This window comes from Planomicrobium sp. YIM 101495 (assembly GCF_009707665.1).
Lineage (GTDB): Bacteria > Bacillota > Bacilli > Bacillales_A > Planococcaceae > Planococcus.
In genome coordinates, this window is sequence record NZ_WLZW01000001.1 from 150,194 (window position 1) to 173,232 (window position 23,039).

19 protein-coding genes are annotated in these 23,039 nt (G+C 48.9%); all 19 read left to right on the top strand.

The features are described 5' to 3' along the window. Nucleotides 1–88 precede the first annotated feature (88 nt). The 19 genes from pfkA to thrS all read left to right on the top strand — a co-directional run bounded on the left by pfkA (nucleotide 89) and on the right by thrS (nucleotide 22,975). Nucleotides 89–1,048, top strand: coding sequence for a 6-phosphofructokinase (pfkA, locus tag GIW82_RS00830; RefSeq protein ID WP_154748044.1), 960 nt, complete (start codon nucleotides 89–91; stop codon nucleotides 1,046–1,048). A 21-nt stretch (nucleotides 1,049–1,069) separates the two neighbouring features. Then, nucleotides 1,070–2,830 carry a pyruvate kinase gene (pyk, locus tag GIW82_RS00835; RefSeq protein ID WP_154748045.1) on the top strand — a complete coding sequence of 587 codons (1,761 nt, stop codon included), beginning with the start codon at nucleotides 1,070–1,072 and terminating at the stop codon, nucleotides 2,828–2,830. A 23-nt stretch (nucleotides 2,831–2,853) separates the two neighbouring features. Continuing rightward, nucleotides 2,854–3,237, top strand: a complete 384-nt coding sequence (locus tag GIW82_RS00840; RefSeq protein WP_154748046.1) for an FxsA family protein — start codon at nucleotides 2,854–2,856, stop codon at nucleotides 3,235–3,237. A gap of 178 nt (nucleotides 3,238–3,415) precedes the next feature. After that, complete coding sequence (gene citZ / locus GIW82_RS00845) at nucleotides 3,416–4,531, top strand: citrate synthase (RefSeq protein ID WP_154748047.1); 1,116 nt, start codon at nucleotides 3,416–3,418, stop codon at nucleotides 4,529–4,531. A 216-nt stretch (nucleotides 4,532–4,747) separates the two neighbouring features. Further along, complete coding sequence (gene icd, locus GIW82_RS00850) at nucleotides 4,748–6,016, top strand: NADP-dependent isocitrate dehydrogenase (RefSeq protein ID WP_154748048.1); 1,269 nt, start codon at nucleotides 4,748–4,750, stop codon at nucleotides 6,014–6,016. Nucleotides 6,017–6,239: 223 nt separating this feature from the next. Continuing rightward, on the top strand, nucleotides 6,240–6,710 hold the full coding sequence (locus tag GIW82_RS00855) for a MaoC/PaaZ C-terminal domain-containing protein (RefSeq protein WP_154748049.1): 471 nt from the start codon (nucleotides 6,240–6,242) through the stop codon (nucleotides 6,708–6,710). Between the two features lie 48 nt (nucleotides 6,711–6,758). Continuing rightward, the gene (locus GIW82_RS00860) at nucleotides 6,759–7,466 is read left to right on the top strand and encodes a response regulator transcription factor (RefSeq protein WP_154748050.1); all 708 of its coding nucleotides are present in this window, start codon (nucleotides 6,759–6,761) and stop codon (nucleotides 7,464–7,466) included. Next, nucleotides 7,463–8,863 (top strand): two-component system histidine kinase PnpS, encoded by a 1,401-nt coding sequence (gene pnpS / locus GIW82_RS00865; RefSeq protein ID WP_154748051.1) that lies wholly within the window; start codon nucleotides 7,463–7,465, stop codon nucleotides 8,861–8,863. Before GIW82_RS00860 ends, pnpS begins: the two co-directional genes overlap by 4 nt. Before the next feature lie 177 nt (nucleotides 8,864–9,040). After that, nucleotides 9,041–10,006: an FtsH protease activity modulator HflK gene (gene hflK / locus GIW82_RS00870; protein ID WP_154748052.1), complete on the top strand. Its 966-nt coding sequence runs from the start codon at nucleotides 9,041–9,043 to the stop codon at nucleotides 10,004–10,006. Then, nucleotides 10,006–10,986 carry a protease modulator HflC gene (hflC, locus tag GIW82_RS00875; RefSeq protein WP_154748053.1) on the top strand — a complete coding sequence of 327 codons (981 nt, stop codon included), beginning with the start codon at nucleotides 10,006–10,008 and terminating at the stop codon, nucleotides 10,984–10,986. The genes hflK and hflC overlap by 1 nt, the downstream gene beginning before the upstream one ends. 134 nt (nucleotides 10,987–11,120) lie before the next feature. Further along, nucleotides 11,121–13,742, top strand: coding sequence for a DNA polymerase I (gene polA / locus GIW82_RS00880; protein ID WP_370456161.1), 2,622 nt, complete (start codon nucleotides 11,121–11,123; stop codon nucleotides 13,740–13,742). A gap of 15 nt (nucleotides 13,743–13,757) precedes the next feature. Beyond that, nucleotides 13,758–14,627, top strand: coding sequence for a bifunctional DNA-formamidopyrimidine glycosylase/DNA-(apurinic or apyrimidinic site) lyase (gene mutM, locus GIW82_RS00885; RefSeq protein ID WP_370455947.1), 870 nt, complete (start codon nucleotides 13,758–13,760; stop codon nucleotides 14,625–14,627). Between the two features lie 9 nt (nucleotides 14,628–14,636). Next, nucleotides 14,637–15,245, top strand: a complete 609-nt coding sequence (coaE, locus tag GIW82_RS00890) for a dephospho-CoA kinase (RefSeq protein WP_154748055.1) — start codon at nucleotides 14,637–14,639, stop codon at nucleotides 15,243–15,245. A 95-nt stretch (nucleotides 15,246–15,340) separates the two neighbouring features. Further along, complete coding sequence (locus tag GIW82_RS00895) at nucleotides 15,341–16,360, top strand: glyceraldehyde-3-phosphate dehydrogenase (protein ID WP_154748056.1); 1,020 nt, start codon at nucleotides 15,341–15,343, stop codon at nucleotides 16,358–16,360. 379 nt (nucleotides 16,361–16,739) lie between these two features. Beyond that, complete coding sequence (gene speD / locus GIW82_RS00900; protein WP_154748057.1) at nucleotides 16,740–17,123, top strand: adenosylmethionine decarboxylase; 384 nt, start codon at nucleotides 16,740–16,742, stop codon at nucleotides 17,121–17,123. Nucleotides 17,124–17,602: 479 nt separating this feature from the next. Next, nucleotides 17,603–18,079: a transcriptional regulator NrdR gene (nrdR, locus tag GIW82_RS00905; RefSeq protein WP_154748058.1), complete on the top strand. Its 477-nt coding sequence runs from the start codon at nucleotides 17,603–17,605 to the stop codon at nucleotides 18,077–18,079. Nucleotides 18,080–18,090: 11 nt separating this feature from the next. Then, nucleotides 18,091–19,461 carry a replication initiation and membrane attachment family protein gene (locus tag GIW82_RS00910; RefSeq protein WP_154748059.1) on the top strand — a complete coding sequence of 457 codons (1,371 nt, stop codon included), beginning with the start codon at nucleotides 18,091–18,093 and terminating at the stop codon, nucleotides 19,459–19,461. Continuing rightward, nucleotides 19,462–20,397: a primosomal protein DnaI gene (gene dnaI, locus GIW82_RS00915; protein WP_154748060.1), complete on the top strand. Its 936-nt coding sequence runs from the start codon at nucleotides 19,462–19,464 to the stop codon at nucleotides 20,395–20,397. Between the two features lie 649 nt (nucleotides 20,398–21,046). Continuing rightward, entirely contained in the window at nucleotides 21,047–22,975 is a 1,929-nt protein-coding gene (gene thrS, locus GIW82_RS00925) for a threonine--tRNA ligase (protein WP_154748062.1), read from the top strand. The last annotated feature ends 64 nt before the right edge of the window (nucleotides 22,976–23,039 follow it).

Genomic DNA, 23,039 nt, shown 5'->3' on the forward strand with positions numbered 1-23,039 from the left:
TTTAGCGTTCGGACAGTGATTCCAAACTGACATCGGTCCCCGAACGTGGTAAGGTAAATCAAGGATAGCAATGGCAGGAGGTAGTGTGATGAAGCGAATTGGAGTATTAACGAGTGGCGGAGATGCGCCAGGAATGAATGCGGCCATCCGTGCAGTCGTGCGGAAAGGGATTTACCACGAACTTGAGGTGGCAGGAGTCTATAGCGGCTACCAAGGATTGATCGAAGGAAAGATCGAGAAGCTGGAGGCAGGGGACGTCGGGGACATCATCCAAAGAGGCGGAACAAAGCTGTATTCAGCCCGCTGTCCGGAATTCAAGACGTCGGAAGGACGTGAGAAGGCAGTCCGGAATTTGAAGGAACATGGCATTGAAGGGCTTGTCGTCATCGGTGGGGATGGCTCCTACCGCGGAGCAATGGAGCTGACGAAGCTTGGCATCCCATGCATCGGCGTGCCAGGCACGATCGATAATGACATTCCAGGTACGGACTACACGCTCGGCTTCGATACGGCATTGAACACCGTCATCGAAGCGATCGACAAAATCCGCGATACGGCGACGAGCCATGAACGGACGTTCGTCGTCGAAGTAATGGGGCGTGATGCAGGAGACCTTGCCTTGTGGGCAGGTCTTGCAGGCGGAGCGGAAAGTATTTTGATTCCGGAGGAGCCTTATCAGCTCGATGACATGATTGCACGCCTTGAAAAAGGGAAGAAGCGTGGCAAGAAGCATAGTATCATCATCGTCGCTGAAGGTGTGACGGATGGGAATACACTGGCGCGGGAAATCGCCGATAAGGCGGGAGTCGAGACGCGCGTTTCGGTTCTTGGCCATATCCAGCGCGGTGGCTCACCGACCGCACGTGACCGCGTGCTCGGCAGTCTGTTCGGCGCTCGAGCGGTGGAAGTTTTGATGGCTGGCGGCAAAGGCCGTGCCATTGGCATGAGAAATCACCAGGTGGTAGACTATGATATGACACAAGCTTTCACCGAATCTCATGAAACGGATATGAGCTTATATACACTATCTAAAGAATTATCAATTTAATAGCTAAATGGAGTGAGATCATTGAGAAAAACTAAAATCGTTTGTACAATCGGTCCGGCAAGTGAATCACCGGAAAAATTGGAAGCACTGATTCTGGCGGGCATGAACGTTGCACGCCTGAACTTTTCGCATGGTGACCACGAGGAGCATGCTGCGCGCATCAAGAACATCAAGGAAGTAGCAGCGAAGCTCGGCAAGACGATCGGGATCCTGCTGGATACGAAAGGTCCGGAAATCCGTACGCACAAAATGGAGAACGACGAGATCGAACTCGAAACAGGACAGGAAATCGCAATTTCCATGACAGAAGTGCTTGGAACCGCTGAGAAATTTTCAATCACTTATGATCGTCTGATTGAAGATGTCAAAGAAGACTCCGTCATCTTGCTTGACGACGGATTGATCGAACTGCGTGTTACGTCAATCGACAAAGCGCATAGCTTGATCCATACAGTCGTTGAAAACGCTGGTACATTGAAGACGAAAAAAGGCGTAAACGTTCCTGGTGTTTCTGTCCAATTGCCAGGGATTACGGAAAAAGATGCGCAAGATATCCTTTTCGGAATCGAACAAGGCGTCGATTTCATCGCAGCATCATTCGTCCGACGTTCTTCCGACGTTTTGGAAATCCGCGGATTGCTTGAGAAAAACGGTGGCAAACACATCCAGATCATCCCGAAAATCGAGAACGGTGAAGGAGTCGACAACATCGACGAAATCCTTCTTGTTTCAGACGGCTTGATGGTTGCGCGTGGAGATCTTGGTGTAGAGATCCCTGCGGAAGAAGTACCGATCGTCCAGAAGAAACTCATCGAGAAATGTAACAGCCAAGGGAAGCCTGTCATCACTGCGACGCAGATGCTTGATTCGATGCAGCGCAACCCACGCCCGACGCGCGCGGAAGCAAGTGACGTGGCGAATGCTATCTTCGACGGCACGGATGCGATCATGCTTTCAGGTGAGACTGCAGCGGGACTATATCCTGTAGAATCAGTCGAAACGATGGACCGCATCGCAATGACGACGGAAGAAGCATTGAACTACAAACAAATCGTTTCTACTAGAAGAAAAGAAAAAGAGTCGAATATGACGGAAGCGATCGGTCAAGCGGTCTCTTATACAGCGCTCAACTTGCAAGTGAAGGCGATCATCGCTCCGACAGAAAGTGGCTATACAGCGAAAATGATTGCGAAATACCGCCCAGGCGTTTCCATCATCGGCGTCACTTCAAGCGAGGTATCTGCACGTAAATTGTCACTTGTTTGGGGCGTACAGCCAATCGTTGGGAACAAAGTGGAATCTACGGATGAACTACTTGAATCAGCTGTGGAAGAAAGCTTGAACCACGGTTACGTGAACTACGGCGACCTTGTTGTTATCACTGCAGGTGTCCCAGTTGGACAAGCAGGCACAACGAACTTGATGAAAGTGCATTTGATCGGTGATGTTCTTGCGAAAGGGCAAGGCATCGGAAAATCATTGGCACGCGGTAAGACACTGGTCGTAGGTAGCGGAGATGAAGTTTCTCCAGAAGATGCACAAGGCCGCATCCTCGTCACGATCGGTTCGACGAAGGAAATGATGCCAGCGATCGAGAATTGTGCTGCGATCATCACGGAAGAAGGCGGATTGACAAGCCACGCAGCTGTCGTAGGTCTTAGCCTTGGCATTCCAGTGATCGTCGGTGTTGACAATGCAACAACGATCATCGAAGACGATTACGAAGTAACGATGGATTCCGAATCGGGATTCATCTACCATAGCCGTGCGAGTGTTCTCTAAACCCGAAGAAATGGGGAGTTATAGTGAAATGGCTTTTAGTGCTGATTATCGCTGCACCAATCGTTGAACTTGGTCTTTTGATTTGGGCGGGGACGGAAATCGGCCTGTTCCCGACGCTCGGGCTATTACTAGCAATCGGGCTCGTCGGGGCATACCTGGCACGACGCCAAGGGCTGAAAACTTACCGGGACATCCAGGAAAGTTTGAGCCGCGGCGAACAGCCGGCGGAGCAGTTAGTGAAAGGGATCTTCATCGTCATCGGGGGATTGCTTCTCCTGTTGCCTGGTTTCCTTTCGGATCTGGTCGCCTTGACGCTATTTTTCCAACCGACCCAAAAGATCTATCGGCCATTAATTAACAGATGGTTCCAGAAAAGAACAAAGAATGCTCGGATTATTGTACAATAATCCGAGTTTTTTTCTTGGAAAAGTGGAAATTTCACAAAAACAAGCGTTTTCATTCACAAAACACTCATGATTGATTATAATGGCATAGTAAGAGTTATGTGCAGAATAAAATTGCCGATAACCCATCATCTGTTTTCGACAGTTTGGTGAATTTTAAATTGCAGAAGGAGCGATATCAATGACCGCATCAAAAGGTTTAGAGGGTGTAGTTGCAACCCAATCCGCTATCAGTTCCATTATTGATGACACGCTTACATACGTGGGCTACGACATCGATGACTTGGCGAACAATGCGAGTTTCGAAGAGGTCGTATATTTGCTTTGGCACCAGCGTCTGCCTAAAGCTGACGAACTGGCAGAACTGAAGCAACAATTGGCTGACAACATGTCAGTTCCACAGGAAGTATTGAACCACTTCAAAACATATGACATCCAATCAGTCCACCCGATGGCAGCGCTTCGCACGGCTGTATCCATGCTTGGTCTATTCGATGAAGAAGCGGAAGAAATGAACCCGGAAGCAAACTACCGTAAAGCAATTCGCCTACAAGCGAAGATCTCTACAGTCGTTACTGCTTTCGCGCGCATCCGCAAAGGCGAAGAGCCAGTATCACCGAAGAGCGATCTTAGCTATGCTGCAAACTTCCTTTACATGCTTTCTGGCAACATGCCTGAAGACATCGAAGTAGAAGCTTTCAACAAAGCACTTGTTCTTCATGCTGACCACGAATTGAATGCTTCGACATTCACTGCACGTGTAGCAGTAGCGACTCTTTCTGACGTATACTCAGGATTGACGGCGGCTATCGGTGCATTGAAAGGTCCACTTCACGGCGGTGCGAACGAGCAAGTCATGAAGATGCTTACAGAAATCGGCTCGGTAGACAAAGTCGACGAAGTAATCAATGAGAAATTGGCGAACAAAGAGAAAATCATGGGCTTCGGACACCGCGTTTACCGCAAAGGTGATCCGCGTGCAAAACACTTGCGCGAAATGTCCCAGAAATTGACAGAGATTCGCGGCGAAGAAAAATGGTATGATATGTCCGTACGCATCGAAGAAATCGTCACTGGCCAGAAGAACCTTCCGCCAAACGTCGACTTCTACTCGGCATCGGTTTACCATTCATTGAACATCGACCACGACCTGTTCACGCCGATCTTCGCGGTATCACGTACTTCAGGCTGGCTTGCTCACATTCTTGAGCAATATTCAAACAACCGCCTGATCCGTCCACGCGCTGAGTACATCGGCCCGGACATGCAGAAATACGTTCCAGTAGAAGAAAGATAAGAAAGAAAAGCGAAGGCTGCCGTTCAGCCCCGACAAGCGCTGGAGTCTTTGCGCATGATGGCGTTTTTCCGCCATCGTGTGTACAGACGAAGCGACTCAAGGGGTTGGCAGCCGGAGTCTGGACAACGAAAAGCGGTAACGATTATTGAAAATGCAAAGTCATGGGGCTCGCTTGCTGCGAAGCCCTATGCCTTTGACCACAGGAGGAAATTACAAATGACTAACGGCGAAAAAGTAGCATTGGAAAACGGTGTTTTGAACGTTCCTAACAACGCAATCATTCCTTTCATCATCGGTGACGGAACTGGCCCGGATATCTGGAACGCAGCTTCACGCGTTTTAGAAGAAGCAGTGAAAAAAGCTTACAACGGCGAGAAATCAATCGTATGGAAAGAAGTCTTGGCTGGTCAAAAAGCATTCGATGAAACTGGAGAATGGCTTCCAAAAGAAACGCTTGACGTGATCCGTGAGTACTTGATCGCGATCAAAGGACCTCTTACAACGCCAATCGGTGGCGGTATCCGTTCATTGAACGTAGCACTACGCCAAGAATTGGACCTTTACACTTGCTTGCGTCCAGTACGTTACTTCACTGGTGTTCCTTCACCGGTTAAACGTCCTGAAGACACGGACATGGTCATTTTCCGTGAGAACACTGAAGATATCTATGCTGGTATCGAATACGCGAAAGGTTCTGATGAAGTTCAGAAACTTGTTTCATTCCTACAGAACGAAATGGGCGTAGACAAAATCCGCTTCCCTGAAACTTCAGGTATCGGAATCAAGCCAGTTTCTGAAGAAGGAACAAAACGTCTAGTACGCGCTGCAATCAACTATGCGTTGAATGAAGGCCGCGAGTCGGTAACACTGGTTCACAAAGGAAACATCATGAAGTTCACTGAAGGAGCTTTCAAAAACTGGGGCTACGAAGTGGCTGAACAAGAATTCGGCGACAAAGTCTTCACTTGGAACGAATACGATAAGGTCAAAGATGAGCAAGGAACTGACGCTGCAAACAAAGCACAAGAAGACGCTTTGGCTTCTGGCAAGATTCTGATCAAAGACTCGATCGCTGATATCTTCCTACAGCAGATCTTGACACGTCCAAGCGAGTTCGACGTTGTTGCAACAATGAACTTGAACGGCGACTACATCTCTGATGCACTTGCTGCACAAGTCGGCGGCATCGGTATCGCACCAGGCGCGAACATCAACTATGACACAGGACATGCAATCTTCGAAGCGACTCATGGTACTGCTCCGAAATACGCTGGCCTTGACAAAGTTAACCCATCTTCAGTCATCCTTTCAGGTGTCTTGATGCTTGATCACCTTGGCTGGAGCGAAGCAGGTAAATTGATCACTGCTTCTATGGAAAAAACGATCGCTTCTAAAGTTGTAACTTATGACTTCGCCCGTCTGATGGACGGCGCTAAAGAAGTTAAAGCTTCTGAGTTCGCTGACGAATTGATCAAAAACCTATAATCCAATCTTACAGGGCAGCCCCGAAAGTCATGATCTATGACTTTTAGGGGCTGCCCTTTTGCGACTGCAGATTCCTTTAGGCATATGATGAGAACTCATCATCTACGTAAGCATTCATTCCATTAGCTCTAGCCGGGACCAATGGGAAAAAGCCTAACGCTCCATATACTTTTTGAAAAATTATTGCTACTATAAAAGTATCATGTAATAGGAGGGAATCGATTTGCAGCTCGGGAAAAAGAGGAAGCTCGGCCGACGCATCGAGGAATTGGAAGTCGGCGAGACATTTGAATTGACCGAAAAGATGGAAGATCGTGATTTACTTCTTTATCTTGGCTTGACGAACGATAATAATCCTTTGTACATCCAGCATGATTATGCGGCACAGACACCGTTCGAGAAACCGATTGTCCCGCATGCCATGCTGACAGGCATTCTAACTTCAGCCATCTCCAAACATCTGCCCGGACCAGGATCTTACATAAAAGGGCAGCAATTGACGTTTCATGCACCTGTCTTTCACGATGATACGATCGAGTGCTCGCTGCGGATCGAAGAAATCCGGGAAGAACAGAGAGAAGTAAATATCCACGTCCTAGCGAGACTTACTGACGGGACGATCGTGCTGGAAGGTGAAATGGCAGTCAATCCGCCATTCACCAATGAAATTACGGACGGATCTATGAAAGAATAAGTGTTGATTGTTTGGAAGGGGTTCCAAACTGAATGTGGAGGAACGTATATGTCTAAGAAAATTTTGATTGTTGAAGATGAGCATTCGATTGCAACATTATTATCCTATAATCTGGTCCAGGCCGGATTCGAAACAGCTGTCGCGAATGATGGCCGCAAAGGATATGATCTGGCAGTGTCCGAGAACTTCGATCTGATCGTACTTGACTTAATGCTGCCCGAGATGGACGGAGTGGAAGTATGCAAGACACTTCGCCAAAACAAAGTGAACACACCGATCATCATGCTGACAGCGAAGGATGATGAATTCGATAAAGTGCTCGGGCTTGAGCTCGGTGCGGATGATTATATGACGAAGCCATTCAGCCCGCGAGAAGTTGTCGCGCGTATTAAGGCGGTACTTCGCCGTTCCGAGACGACGAAAGTACAACAAGACGATGCATCCGCTTCATTTATTTCAGGAAAATTGGAAGTGTATCCGGACCGTTTCGAAGCGTTCCTGAGAGGAGAGCCGCTCGAGTTCACTCCGAAGGAATTTGAACTGCTCGTCTATCTGATGGAAAACAAGAACCGCGTGTTGACGCGTGATCAATTATTGAGTGCGGTTTGGAAGTACGATTTCGCCGGAGACACGCGGATCGTCGACGTGCACATCAGCCACTTGCGTGAAAAAATCGAAGAAAATAGCCGCAAACCGATCTTCATCAAAACGATCCGTGGCCTCGGTTATAAATTCGAAGAGCCGAAAGCCGGATGAAAGCATTCCGCCACCGTCTTCTCCTTTCACAACTATTTTGGACGGGCGCGCTGCTCGCTGTCCTACTCATCGTAGTCGGACAGCTTTTTTCCATTTACGGGAAGCCTGGATACATGGGGGAGGTCTGGCTGATCCTCATCATCGTGTTCAGTGTGGCCCTGGTCATAACCGCCTTCTTCGCTCATCGCATCATCCGCACGCACGCGTTGCCGATCGAGAACGTTACGGAGACAGCACTTGAACTTGCGAAAGGGAATTACCAGGCGCGTGCATTCGAGAACAGTTCAGGTGCTTCAATTGAACTGAGTACGTCAATCAATATACTGGCGAGGAACTTACAGGAAATCGCAGCGATCCGCGAAATGGAGCAGGAACGTTTGAAGACGCTGATCGAAAATATGGGAAGCGGTTTGATCATGATCGGACGGCAAGGTTCAATCACACTTGTCAACGAGCCGTTCCTGAAAGAATTCAAAGTGAAAGAAGCGGATGTCTATCAGCAGTTTTACAAAGAATTGCCTGTTCCGGAAGAGCTTCAGCAATTCTTCGAGGAAGTGTTCATGACGGAAGAACCGGCGAGACAGCAAGTGGAAATCACCCAAGGCATCGTTACGAAGCACTTGAACGTCTACGGCGCACCGGTCATCGGTTCTCATGAACGTTGGCTCGGGATCGTCATCGTCTTGCATGACATTACGGAGCTGAAGCGTTTGGAGCAGGTCCGCAAAGATTTTGTCGCGAACGTCTCACATGAGCTGAGAACACCGATTACATCGATCAAAGGGTTTACGGAGACGCTGCTGGACGGTGCCTATCATGACGAAACGTCGCTTCTCTCGTTCCTGGAAATCATCCAGAACGAAAGTAACCGTCTGGAAGTGCTGGTGAAAGATTTACTTGAGCTATCGAAGATTGAACAGAGCGGCTATCAAGTAAACGTGAAGCCGCTCAAGATGGAGACAGTCATTTTACAGGCGATCGAAAGTGTCTGCTTTCGTCTGCAAGACAAAGAGATTGCACTGAAAACTGAGCTCTCACCGGTCAAAGTGACGGGAGACGATAACCGGCTCGTCCAAGTCATGATCAACTTGCTGATCAATGCTGCGACGTATTCCCCTGAACAGACAACGATTACAATTCGGTTGTATAAAAATGACAGCGATGCCATCATTGAAGTGGAAGATGAAGGAATCGGCATTGAAGCGTCCGAAATCGGGAGACTGTTCGAACGGTTCTACCGGGTCGACCGGGCGCGTAGCCGGAATTCCGGTGGTACCGGGCTCGGCTTATCGATCGTCAAGCATATCGTCGAATTGCATCAAGGGAATATCGAAGTCGAAAGTGAAGTCGGGAAAGGGACGAAATTCATCTTGTCATTACCGCTTGCAGAATACTAAAACGAATCTTTACATCTCGTTAACATGTTCTTCATAATCGGTTGCTATAGTGTAGTAGAACCCCTTTCAACTTCATATATGGAAAAAGAGTCCTCCCCGGGCTCTTTTTCTATTTTGTGAAACTATTTCACGATTGTTCCGTATAACTACTATACATAGAAAAAGGGGGAACTAATTATGAGTACAAAACGTGTATGGAGCATCATCGGCTTGTCCGTCGCAGGCATCTTGCTGCTGATCGCAGTCTTCACCTCCTGGTATACCGTGGATGAGTCGGAACAAGCGGTCATCATCACATTCGGTGTCGCCAACGAGACCGTGACGGAGTCCGGACTGCATTTTAAACTGCCGTGGCCGATCCAAAAAGCGGAAGTGTTATCGAAAGAGACGTACAGTTTGCAATTCGGCTATGATAAAACGGTAGACGGAGAAATCACCGGCTATGACAAAGAGACGAAGATGATCACTGGAGATGAGAATATCGTCCTTGCTGACTTGGTCGTCCAGTGGAAAATTGCAGATCCCATCAAATACTTGTTCAACGCTGAAAACCCGGAAGAAATTCTTCATGACGCAACTTCTGCATCGATCCGCTCGATCGTTGGCAACTCGCTGATCGACGACGCATTGACTTCCGGAAAAGCGGAAATAGAAATGGAGACACGGGACTTGCTTGCGAGCCTTATCGAGAAGTATGATATCGGGATTTCCATCTCGACCGTGCAGCTGCAAGACGTAGAACTGCCAAACGAAGAAGTACGTGCAGCGTTCACGAACGTGACGGATGCACGGGAGACGATGAATACGAAAATCAACGAAGCACGTAAATACGAAAACGAGAAGCGGAACGGAGCACTCGGTGAACAATCGGCGATCCAGTCACGGGCAGAAGGGCAAAAAGTGGCACGTACTGAACAAGCGCGCGGAGATGTCGCCTTGTTCAACGAATTGTATAAGGAGTACACAGCAAGCCCCGAAGTAACGCGCCAGCGACTTGTCATGGAGACGCTCGAGGCTGTGCTCCCGAACGCGAAAATCTACATCATGAACGACGAGGGCGGGACGATGAAGTACTTGCCGCTCGAAGGGTTGAATACAACACCGGTTCCACCGGTCACTGAAGAAGAAGGGGGTGGCAACTGATGGATCCGAACAAACCGAATGACAATATGAAGAGTTTTGATGCCTTTAATCGCCCCGCCAAGCCCAAAAAGGTTAAAAGAGAAAAAGAGCCGATCAACTTCAAGAAGTATTGGAAGATGATTACGGGTTTGGCGGTCCTTCTGATTGCTGCAATTCTTGTACTTGTCAATATTTATGTCGTGAAAGAAAATGAATACCGGGTCGTCCGCCAGTTTGGGGAAGTCGTGAAGATCCAGGAACAGCCGGGAATCAAGATGAAAGTCCCGTTCATCCAAAGCACGACAACGATTCCGAAATACCAGATGACATACGATGTATCCGAAGCGGAAATCAACACGCGTGATAAGAAGCGGATCATCATCGATAACTATGCTGTTTGGCGTGTAACAGACCCATTGAAACTGATCACGAACGCTGTGACGCTTGTCAATGCGGAATCGCGGATGGAAGAATTCGTATACTCAGTCGTCCGGACGGAACTTGGTCAGATGAACTATGATGAAATCATCAACGATGAAAAATCTTCCCGTGGTAGCTTGAACGAAACGGTCACTGAGAAAGTGAATGACCTTTTGAAAAATGCTGAGTACGGCATCGAAGTAGTGGATGTCCGCATCCGTCGTACGGACTTGCCACCGGAAAACGAACAATCGGTCTACACACGGATGGTTTCCGAGCGTGAATCGACTGCACAGGATTACTTGTCCCAAGGAGATGCGCGGAAGTTGGAAATCGAAGCGCAAGCTGACCGTGAAGCACAGGAAGTGATTGCGACTGCTAAAAAAGACGCAGCACTCATCCAAGCTGAAGGGGAAGCGGAAGCAGCCAAGATTTATAACGATGCCTTCTCGAAAGACCCGGAGTTTTACGCATTATACCGTTCACTCGAATCTTATCGTAAGACGATCAACGACGAAACGATGATCATCATTCCATCAGACTCGCCATATGCACGAATTTTGTCTGGATATATCGAGTAATCGAGGCCGTCATTTCTATTCCATTTGCCTGCATGGTAAAATGAATGGAATGACGGTTTTTTAATTTGGCTGAAAGGTTCCCACTAAACTCGTGGGAAATGACGGATTCAGCTTTCATAAAAGAAAGGGGTCATATTGTGGCGAAGAAAATTTTATTGTTGGACGGAAACAGTTTGGCATACCGCGCGTTTTTCGCGTTGCCGCTCCTAACGAACGATCACGGAATCCATACGAACGCAGTTTACGGATTCACGATGATGCTCCAAAAAGTGCTGGACGAGGAACAGCCGACACATATGCTTGTCGCATTCGATGCGGGCAAGACCACGTTCCGTCACGAGACATTCAAGGAATATAAAGGAGGGCGCCAAAAGACGCCACCAGAACTTTCCGAGCAATTTCCATACTTGCGTAAGCTGATCGATGCTTACCGCATCCAGCGATACGAATTACCGAACTACGAGGCGGATGACATCATCGGCACGCTCGCACTCGAAGCTGAGAAGGCGGGAGACGAAGTAATCGTCATATCAGGAGACAAGGACTTGACGCAGCTTGCTTCGCCGACGACGACGGTCTACATCACACGTAAAGGAATCACTGATATCGAAAAATACACAGTGGGGCATATCGAAGAAAAATATGGATTAACGCCGCTGCAGATCATCGACATGAAAGGGCTCATGGGGGATGCATCGGATAACATTCCGGGCGTACCTGGAGTTGGAGAGAAAACGGCGATTAAACTGCTGAAAGCGCACGGCTCGGTCGAAGGTGTGTACGAAGCGATCGACCAGCAAAAAGGCAAATTGAAAGAAAAGCTTGTGGAAAACGAGCAGCTGGCTTACATATCTAAGCAGCTTGCGACAATCGAACGTCAAGCACCGATCGAAGTTTCAGTAGGAGAGCTTTCCTACGATGGTCCGGATATGGACGCTCTCGTAGAAGTTTGGCGCGAATTGGCATTCAAGACTTTGCTTGAGAAGCTGGAGTATACGGAAGAAGAAACCGTGAAAGAAGACCTGGCATTCGATGTGTTGACGGAGATTGGACCAGAAATCCTGGAAGATGAGATGGCTGTCCATTTGGAGATGTTCGATGAGCAATATCATACGAGCGATATGCTCGGCATTTCGCTCGCGACAGCGGACCATGTATACGTTGTATCGATGGAGGCGGCACTTGCATCCGTTGCGTTCAAAGAATGGCTGGAAGATGACAGCAAGAAGAAGTTCATGTTCGACTCGAAAGCCTCCACTGCAGCGTTCTTGCGTTGTGGTATCGAATTGCGCGGCGTCCATTTCGACTTGATGCTTGCTGCATATATCAACAATCCGTCGCTCACTTCGGCAGACCTTGCAGGCATCGTTAAAGAATACTCGAGTGCAGAAGTTGCTGCGAACGAACAGGTTTACGGGAAAGGTGCGAAGAAGGCAGTGCCGGAGTTGGGTGTGCTTCATGAGCACTTGGCGCGGAAAGCTGAGACGATCTGGAAAGTCCGACCGCTCGTTTCCGAAAAACTGCATGCTAATGCACAATTCGATCTGTACGATAAACTGGAATTGCCGCTCGCCTCCGTTCTCGGCCAGATGGAATCAATCGGTGTCAGTGTCGACCGTGAACAATTGACAGTGATGGGGCAGGAGCTGTCTGGCAAACTTGCCGGCATCGAAGCAGAAATCCATGAACTTGCCGGCGCACCGTTCAACATCAATTCACCGAAGCAGCTGGGTGTCGTGCTGTTCGAGCAGCTTGGTTTACCGGTCTTGAAGAAGACGAAAACAGGATACTCGACAGCAGCGGATGTACTGGACAAATTGGAAGGAAAGCACCCGATTATTTCTCACATCTTGCTTTACCGCCAACTCGGCAAATTACTGTCGACATATATTGAGGGGCTACTCAAGGAAATCCACGAGGACGGTAAAGTGCATACACGTTTCCAGCAGGCACTTACGACGACTGGCCGACTCAGTTCCATCAACCCGAACTTGCAAAACATCCCGATCCGTATCGAGGAAGGTCGGAAGATCCGCAAGGCGTTCGTTCCTTCCGAGCCAGGTTGGGTACTTGTCGCAGCGGACTATTCGCAGATTGAGCTGCGTGTTCTTGCACACATTTCGCAAGACCAGCGCTTGATTCAGGCATTCAAGGAAGACCGCGACATCCACACGACGACAGCGAGCGACGTTTTCCATGTCGAGGAGTCGGAAGTGACGTCAGACATGCGCCGTGCTGCGAAAGCCGTCAACTTTGGAATCGTTTACGGCATCAGTGACTACGGCTTGTCCCAAAGCTTGAACATCACGCGGAAGGAAGCGGCATCGTTCATCGACCGCTATTTGGCGAGTTTTGAAGGAGTAAAGCAATACATGTCAGATATCATCGACACGGCGAAGAAGGAAGGCTTCGTGACGACGCTCATGAATCGTCGCCGCTACTTGCCGGACATCACATCATCGAACTTCAACTTGCGCGGCTTTGCGGAGCGGACAGCGATGAACACGCCGATCCAAGGAAGTGCCGCTGACATCATCAAAAAAGCGATGATCGACATGGACGAAGCGATTGAAGAGCAGGGGCTCAAAACGCGGATGCTTCTGCAAGTGCACGATGAACTGATATTTGAAACACCGGCAGACGAGCTGGATCGTCTTTTGAAGCTCGTACCGGAAATCATGGAAAACGCAGTAAAACTGGACGTACCACTGAAAGTCGATATCGCATCGGGCGACAGCTGGTACGACACGAAATAGAAGGAGTGACAGCAAGTGCCAGAATTACCGGAAGTCGAAGGAGTCGTCCGGCAGATCCGGCCGGCTGCTTTGAATCGAACCATCCGCTCCATACACGTTTCTGACGTTATCCGTCTGTCAAAGGCGAATGGAAAAGAAGCCATCATCAAAGTGACGGATGTTGAAGACTTCATCGAGCGCCTGACGGATGCAGAAATTCTCCAAGTGGAGCGAAGAAGCAAATATATTTATTTCACAATGCATAAAGACCAGTCGTTTCTCCTGGTCAATCATCTTGGCATGTCGGGTGCATGGTTCCATGTGAATGAACTGGCGGGCATCACGGAAGATAAATTCCGCCGCCACGCACACGTCACGTTCGAGTTGGATGATGATTCACTTCTTGTGTTCTCCGACATCCGCCGTTTCGGCGAGATGCGGTTGCTGGAGGATGAATCAGGGTTCCCGCCACTTCTATTGATGGCGCCGGAACCATTCGAACCGCTTGCGCTCAGCCATTTCCTCGATTTGGCCGAAAGCAGTCGCTTCAAGGACAAGCCGATCAAGGAAGTCATCATGGACGGGCAAGTGATCTCGGGCTGTGGCAATATTTATGCCACGGAAGCGTTGTTCGCGATGAAAATCCATCCGAACCGTGCGGCGTCCCGCATCAGCCGGAAGCGCAAAGTAGAACTGTTCGAGAAGATCGTCGCCATTCTGCTAGAAAGCATTGAAGCGGGAGGCAGTACCATCTCAGATTACCGTGATATCAACGGCGAATCGGGAAGTATGCAAAACCGCTTCGGAATGTATGGGAAAAAACAGTGTACGGCATGCGGTACGCCGACCAAGTCGTTGAAAATCGGCGGACGGACTTCAGTGTATTGCCCTGCGTGCCAGAAATGAGGGAGTAATATGATCATCGGATTGACGGGGAGTATCGCCAGCGGAAAAAGTACCGTCTCGGCGATGCTAGTAGAGAAGGAATATCCAATCGTGGACGCGGACCTTGTCGCGCGTCAAGTTGTCCAAGCAGGAACGGAGACGCTCGCGGAAATCGTTGCCACTTTCGGTGAACAAGCTCTCCGAAAGGACGGAACGATGAACCGGGAACGTGTCGGAGAAATTATATTCAACGATCCTGTCAGCCGAAAGAAGCTGAACGATATCATCCATCCAGCAATTCGGAGAGAAATGCTTAGGCAGCGGGATGCTCTCCTCGCCGAAGGCCATCCAGTCGTCATCATGGATATCCCGCTCCTGTTCGAAAGCAAGTTGCAGCACTTCGTGGATAAAGTGCTTGTCGTTTCGGTCACGGACGAAAATCAGCTGCGTCGACTTATGGAGCGCAACCAATTTCCGGAAAAAGAAGCACGTGCGCGCATCGCCTCACAATTGCCGATGTCGGTGAAAGAGCAAGGGGCTGACGCAGTCATCTACAACAACGGTTCATTGGCAGAGACGAAAGGCCAATTGGAACGGATTTTGGAAATGTGGCATGCTTTGCCGAGAAAAGAGCGATAAAAACACATTTCATGTTCCTTAAAAGAGATAATGTGTTATACTATATAACGGATTGACCAATAAGTATAACTCATTTAACTGGAGGACTTTTAAATATGACTACTTCTATTGCGATTAATGGATTTGGCCGTATCGGCCGAATGGTTTTCAGACAAGCGATCTTGATGGACGATGTAACGATTGCAGCAGTAAATGCAAGTTACCCTGCCGAAACTTTGGCTCACTTGATAAAGTATGACACAAACCACGGGACCTTCGCTGCGGATGTTTCATCTGAAGAAGGCGTCATCATCGTGAACGGTAAACGCGTTCAGCTCGTGAACGAACGCGATCCAGCCAAATTGCCATGGAGCGAAATGGGCGTGGATATCGTAATCGAAGCAACTGGCAAGTTCAATGCGCGCGACAAAGCGGCATTGCACCTTGAAGCAGGGGCGAAGAAAGTCATTTTGACTGCTCCAGGTAAAAATGAAGATATCACGATCGTCATGGGCGTCAACGAAGACAAGCTGGATGTCCAGCGCCATGACGTCATTTCGAACGCAAGCTGCACGACGAACTGCCTTGCACCTGTTGTGAAAGTACTGAACGATCGTTTCGGTATCGAAAACGGCTTGATGACGACAGTTCATGCTTATACGAATGACCAGAAGAACTTGGATAACCCGCATAAAGACTTGCGCCGCGCACGTGCTTGCGCACAATCGATCATTCCGACATCGACTGGAGCTGCAAAAGCGCTATCACTTGTGCTTCCAGAGCTTGAAGGGAAGCTTCACGGAATGGCACTTCGCGTTCCGACACCGAACGTCTCACTCGTTGATCTTGTCGTCGACTTGAAACAGGACGTGACAGTGGAAGAAGTGAACGCTGCATTCGTCGATGCTTCGAAAGGCTCGATGGAAGGTGTACTTGAACTGACGATGGAGCCGCTCGTATCGATCGACTTCAACTCGAATGCTAGCTCGGCAATCGTCGACGGTCTATCCACGCTTGTCATGGGCAGCCGCAAAGTGAAAGTCCTTGCTTGGTATGACAACGAGTGGGGCTACTCTGCACGCGTTGTCGACTTGATGCAAAAAGTCGCTTCCGGACTGAAAGCGGAAATCGCATAAGAACAATACTAGCTCCAGCTTCCTCTTTGGCGGCTGGTTTTTTGATGTCTGAAAAAGCGATGGAATACATGAGTTTTTTACAGAAAAGAGCTTGTTGAGCGGAGAAACGTTGATATGACAGGAAAAGGAGGTGTGCGTTAAAGTTAACAAAAAGTATTGTTAAAATATATTTATTGCTTTTGAACAAAAATCATTTTATACTATGAAACGTAGCTGATCGAAAAACGCTAGCTCATTCATCGAAAGAGCGCACTCAGTAGTAGGATCGCTATTTTGGCTGCTTAAAGGGTTGGGACCTCTTTGGACTAACTTTCCCCCGTGGCGGTCAACTTTGGATATTTTGCATTTTCACAAAATCACTCAAAGGGGGAAACAAACCATGGAAACGATGGGACGGCACGTAATTGCAGAATTATGGCAGTGTGACTTTGACAAATTGAACGATATCGAATTTATCGAACAGACTTTTGTTGATGCTGCACTGAAATCAGGGGCGGAAATCCGCGAGGTGGCATTCCACAAATTTGCACCTCAGGGCGTAAGCGGAGTGGTCATCATCTCGGAATCGCACTTGACAATCCACAGCTTCCCGGAACACGGCTACGCAAGTATCGACGTTTACACTTGCGGTGATTTGGATCCGACAATCGCAGCGAACTATATCGCTGAAGCGCTTGGGTCACAAACACGAGAGCTCGTCGAAGTGCCGCGTGGCATGGGGCCGGTAGCGGTTGGACAGGCAAAAGCAGTAGCTGCAGTCTGATAGAATAGTTTAAATAACGGAAGCAGGGGACAAATCCTCTGCTTTTTCTATTTTCATGGGGAAATTTTGTTATACTGTAGTTTAAGAAGAAGTCTATGTTGAATTTTATACAAGTCTGGAAGAACGCGCTCCAGGCGGACGCTTTCCGCGGGAGCAGCGAAGATGTTGAACGAAGGTGGCTCAGTCAACATCTTTGATACGAAGCTAGCGAAGCGATGCAGGAGCACATCTTTGCCCTTCGCCGCTTTCCGCTCTTTCTTCTTCTTGGAGTGTGGTGGCACCAGATATCACTCCTCATCATTATCTACGAAAAGATATGGAGTAAAACAGCGGAGACTCCTGTGGAATAGCTCGGCGCGAGGCCACTGGACGCGGAGCTATTTTACGGAATATCGGGCAAAATATTAAGTTCAACTTAATTATAGATATAGAAACATTCAATTTTTCCATCACTAGTATAAGTTTGAGGAGAGGTATACATGAAATGTCCGGCATGCCAGCATAATGGAACGCGCGTCGTGGATTCGCGGCCAGTGGACGAAATGAAATCAATCAGAAGACGCAGGGAGTGTGAATCTTGCGGCTATCGTTACACGACATTCGAGAAAGTGGAAGAAATGCCGCTGATCGTCGTCAAGAAAGACAGTTCGCGTGAAGAGTTCAGCCGCGAAAAAGTGCTGCGGGGTCTCATCCGTGCATGTGAGAAGCGTCCAGTTCCGTTGGAAGAATTGGAGAGAGTCGTATTCGATATCGAGACCGTGCTACGTCGTGCTGGAAATGCGGAAGTGAAATCCGAGGAAGTCGGAGAGCTTGTGATGGAACGTCTCGCTTTGATCGATGAAGTGGCGTATGTTCGCTTTGCCTCCGTTTACCGCCAGTTCAAAGACATCACGGTCTTTATCGATGAATTGAAAGACTTATTGGAGAAAAATGCGGACCAGCGAAAAACTTTGTGAGGCGATAAACGATGACAACTGCATTTTATAAAGAGTTGAAGGCGATGGATATTTACAAGACAACCATGCCTTATCCATTTTCCGATTTTGATCGTCAATTGCTGACACTCTTGTATCAGCCGATGATTGGGTCCGAAGCGGTCTCGCTGTATTTGACGCTTTGGGCGGACGGAGAAGCAGGAGAGCAGGAAGCGACGCATTATCAGTTGATGAGTTTACTTGGGCTGCCGATTTCCCGCATATTCGAAGCGCGCATCCAGCTTGAAGCGATCGGGCTTTTGAAAACGTTCCGCAGAAGTGGAGAAGTGCGGACATTCCTTTATGAACTGCAGCCACCGCTCGACCCGAAAACGTTCTTTGCGGATCCGCTCCTGTCGATGTTCTTATTCAGTAAAATCGACAATACGGCGTACCGCAAGCTTCGCGACCGTTTTGTGCGACCAGTGGAGGCGATGACGGATTTCGAGGATGTGTCACGCACGTTCACGGACATTTTCCTGCCGGTCCATGCGAAAGCGGGGTACCCGGAACCGATCACGAATTTGCGGGAACGTTCACGGAAAGGGTATGAGGCGGATCACGATTTCGACTTCTCGCTTCTTTTGAACGGATTGTCGGAGCAGTTAGTTCCGCGCCGCGTGATGACGGCTTCGATGAAAGCGATCATTGCGAAACTTGCCTTCCTCTATGGTTGGGGGCCGCTCGATATGCAAAAAGTGGTTCTGCTCGCACTGGACGAGGAAAACAAAATGACCGAAGAGGCGCTGAAGAAAGCCGCTTCGGAATATTATAAAATTACGGTATCTGTCACCGCTCCTAAGCTGACGCCTGTCTACCGGGCAGAGCAGCCGAAAGAAGAGGAGCAGGCGCTACCTGAGACGAAACAAGACGAGCTTGTCGAGTATCTCGAATCGACGCCGCCAGTCCAAGTGCTGCGTGACATTGCGGACGGCAAAGAACCGCTATCCGGTGACATCCAGCTGGCCAATCAATTGGTCATGAATCACGGGATGAACGCGGGTGTGGTTAATGTCCTGTTGCAATACGTCATGCTCCGGACTGATATGAAGCTGACGAAAAGCTTTGCTGAGAAAATCGCTTCGCACTGGATCCGTAAGAAAGTGACCACAGCTAAAGAAGCAATGGAATTGGCACGGACCGAACACGATGAATACATGAAGTGGAAAACGGAAGGCCCGGCACCTTCGAAAAGCTCAGGTGGATCGAAGCGCAAGCCGGTGCGTGAAGAGAAATTACCGGAATGGTTCTATAAGAAAGAAGAACAACCGAAACCAGCCGACAAAGCAGCTGATGAAAGTTTTGAATTAGAGAAACAGAAATTGCTCGCTTCGTTGGCGATGAAGAAAGGGAAGGGTGAGTAAATGGAACCGATTCGTGAAACAATGAAACGTGTTGTGAACGCACCTTCTTTTTCGGAACGCTACGACGCTATGCGGAAAGAAGTGCTGGAGCAGCCAGGAGTCCAAGAATTCATTGACGCCCATGCGAATGAAATCAACACGGAAATCGTTGACCGTGGCTTGGTGAAGTTATACGAATACACGGATCAGTCGCATGACTGCAACAAATGTCCAGACTTAGGCGACTGCATCAACCACTTGAAAGGCTTCGAGCCGAATCTTGTGCTTGAGCGCGGAACGATCGGCATCGCTTATACGAAATGCCGGTTGAAGACGGAGCATGACAACAGACGTCGCGCATCGTCGATGATCCATAGCATGTTCATGCCGAAGGAAGTGCAAGAAGCGACGCTTGCCGGCTTCGAGCCGGAAGATAGCCGGATGGCTGCACTGCGCGCAGTCGGCACCTTCCTCGGATCGACGAGCGGACCGAACGACTTGCCGGAGAAAGGGTTGTATTTATACGGCCAATTTGGAATCGGGAAATCCTACTTGCTTAGTGCAGTCGCGAATGAACTTGCCGAAATGAACATCAAGACCGTGCTCGTCTTCGTGCCGGAATTCATGCGTGAAATGAAGCAGTCGATCGCAGACCATACGTTGCAGGAAAAAATCGACTACGTCAAACAAGCGGACGTCCTCATGCTCGACGACCTCGGTGCAGAGGCGATGTCTTCCTGGACCCGCGATGACGTACTCGGCACTATCCTGCACTACCGTATGGCGGAACGGAAGCCGACATTCATCTCTTCCAACTTCAGCTACGACGAACTGCAGCACCATTTGACATACTCGCAGCGCGGGGAGAAGGAAGACTTGAAAGCCGCACGCATCATGGAACGCGTTCGTGCATTGACCACCCCGGTGAAATTGAACGGCCGTAACCGGAGAACGTGATTCTTCATTTGTGCATATTTTTAGTGCGGTATCCTATTGCCTTTTCAAATGTTTAGCAGTATAGTAATAACAATCAGATTTTATGTAAATGCGTTGACAAGGACACGGGTGTCATTTATCGGCTCACAGAGAGAGAAGCCTAGGCTGCAAGCTTCTTAGCACGAGACGTCACTCACCACCTTCGAGCAGCAATTGTGAACCTCGAGTAGCAATTGCCGGTCCAGGCCCGTTAGCCGATGCAGAGCTTCGCTTTCGCCACCTTTCGGCAAAAGCAGAAGAAGGGTGGAACCACGAACATTAGCTTCGTCCCTTTGGGATGGGGCTTTTTTGTGTTTTTATATAGAAAAGCGGAAGCGGCTGTTCAGCTCTGACCGGCATAAGACGGACCAGCGAAGCGGCGGTTTTTGCCGCGCAGCTGGGCTGGCTTATGACCCGAAGAGCTAGCCGCTGGAGTTTGGACAATAAGAAAAGCGGAAGCGGCTGTTCAGACCCGACAAGCGCTGGAGTCTTTGCGAATGATGGCGTCCTTCAGCCATCAGACGTAAAGACGAAGCGTCTCGAGGGTCTGGCCGCTGGAGTCTGGACAATAAGAAAAGCGGAAGCGGCTGTCCTGCAAAAATTAAACGCAAATTAAAAGGAGAGAGTTACGATGGCAGACAAAATTCAACTTCAATTTCCTGACGGAGCAGTTAAGGAATTCGAACAAGGCACAACAACTGAAGATGTAGCACAATCAATCAGCCCAGGACTTCGCAAAAAAGCGCTAGCCGGAAAATGGGGAGGCCAGCTTGTCGATTTGAAAGCGGCATTGCCGGGTGACGGAGAAATCGCAATCATCACACCGGAATCGGACGAAGCGCTTGAAATCTTACGCCACAGTACAGCCCACCTATTGGCACAAGCAGTCAAACGCCTGTATCCGGATGCGAAACTAGGTGTTGGCCCGGTCATCGAAAATGGTTTCTACTACGACATCGATTCCGATACACCGATTACGTCGGAAGACCTTCCAGCAATCGAAAAAGAAATGAAACGCATCATTGGTGAGAACTTGGAAATCCGCCGTGTAGACGTTTCACGTGCAGAAGCACAACAACGTTTTGTAGAAATCGAAGATCCATACAAATTGGAATTGCTGGGAGCAATCCCGGAAGACGAACAAGTCTCGATCTACGAGCAAGGTGAATTCTTCGACTTGTGCCGCGGCATTCACGTACCAGCGACAGGGAAATTGAAAGAGTTCAAGTTGCTGAGTGTTGCCGGGGCATACTGGCGCGGGAACAGCGACAACAAAATGCTTCAACGGATCTACGGAACGGCTTTCTTCAAAAAAGAAGATTTGAAAGCACACCTTGAGATGCTGGAAGAAGCGAAAGAGCGCGATCACCGTAAAATAGGGAAAGAACTGAGCTTGTTCATGAACTCGCAAAAAGTCGGACAAGGTCTCCCAATGTGGCTTCCAAAAGGTGCGACGATCCGCCGCATCATCGAGCGCTACATCGTCGATAAAGAAGAGCGTCTAGGCTACGACCACGTTTACACACCAGTACTTGGCAGCGTTGACTTGTACAAAACAAGTGGTCACTGGGATCATTACCAGGACGACATGTTCCCTGTTATGAGTATGGATAACGAAGACCTGGTGCTACGCCCGATGAACTGCCCGCATCACATGATGATTTTCAAACAAGGCATTCACTCGTACCGTCAACTGCCTGTCCGAATCGCAGAACTTGGCACAATGCACCGTTATGAAATGTCCGGCGCATTATCTGGACTTCAGCGTGTACGCGGTATGACTTTGAACGATGCACACTTGTTCGTTCGCCCTGACCAGATCAAAGAAGAATTCAAACGCGTCGTCAACTTGATCATTGAAGTATACAAAGACTTCGATCTCGAAAACTATTCGTTCCGCTTGTCATACCGCGACCCGGCAGATACAGAAAAGTATTTCGATGACGATGCAATGTGGGAACGCGCCCAATCGATGCTGAAAGAAGCGATGGACGAGCTGGGCTTGCCATACACAGAAGCAATCGGGGAAGCAGCATTTTACGGACCGAAAGTCGACGTGCAAGTGAAAACTGCACTTGGCAAAGAGGAGACATTGTCGACAGTACAACTCGACTTCCTTCTACCTGAGCGTTTTGACCTGACATACGTCGGAGAAGACGGCAAGCAGCACCGCCCAGTCGTTATCCACCGCGGTGTCGTTTCGACAATGGAACGTTTCGTTGCATTCCTGACGGAAGAATACAAAGGGGCATTCCCGACATGGCTGGCGCCGATCCAAGTGGAAGTAATCCCGGTTTCACTGGACGTACATGGCGATTATGCGAAGAAGGTACAAGAGCAGCTGCAGTCACACAAATTGCGTGTCGACATCGACGAGCGCGATGAGAAGCTTGGCTACAAAATCCGTGAAGCACAGATCCAGAAGATTCCGTATACACTCGTACTCGGCGACAAGGAAATGGAAGACGGCTCAGTGAACGTACGTAAATACAGCGAGAAGAACTCTGAAAGCATGTCGTATGAAGCATTCCTGGAGATGATCAAAGGCGAATTGCGCTAAGGTGTTGACATGTCCATATGGGCATGGTATTATAAGTAAGGTTATAGAATACTTAATATGTGCA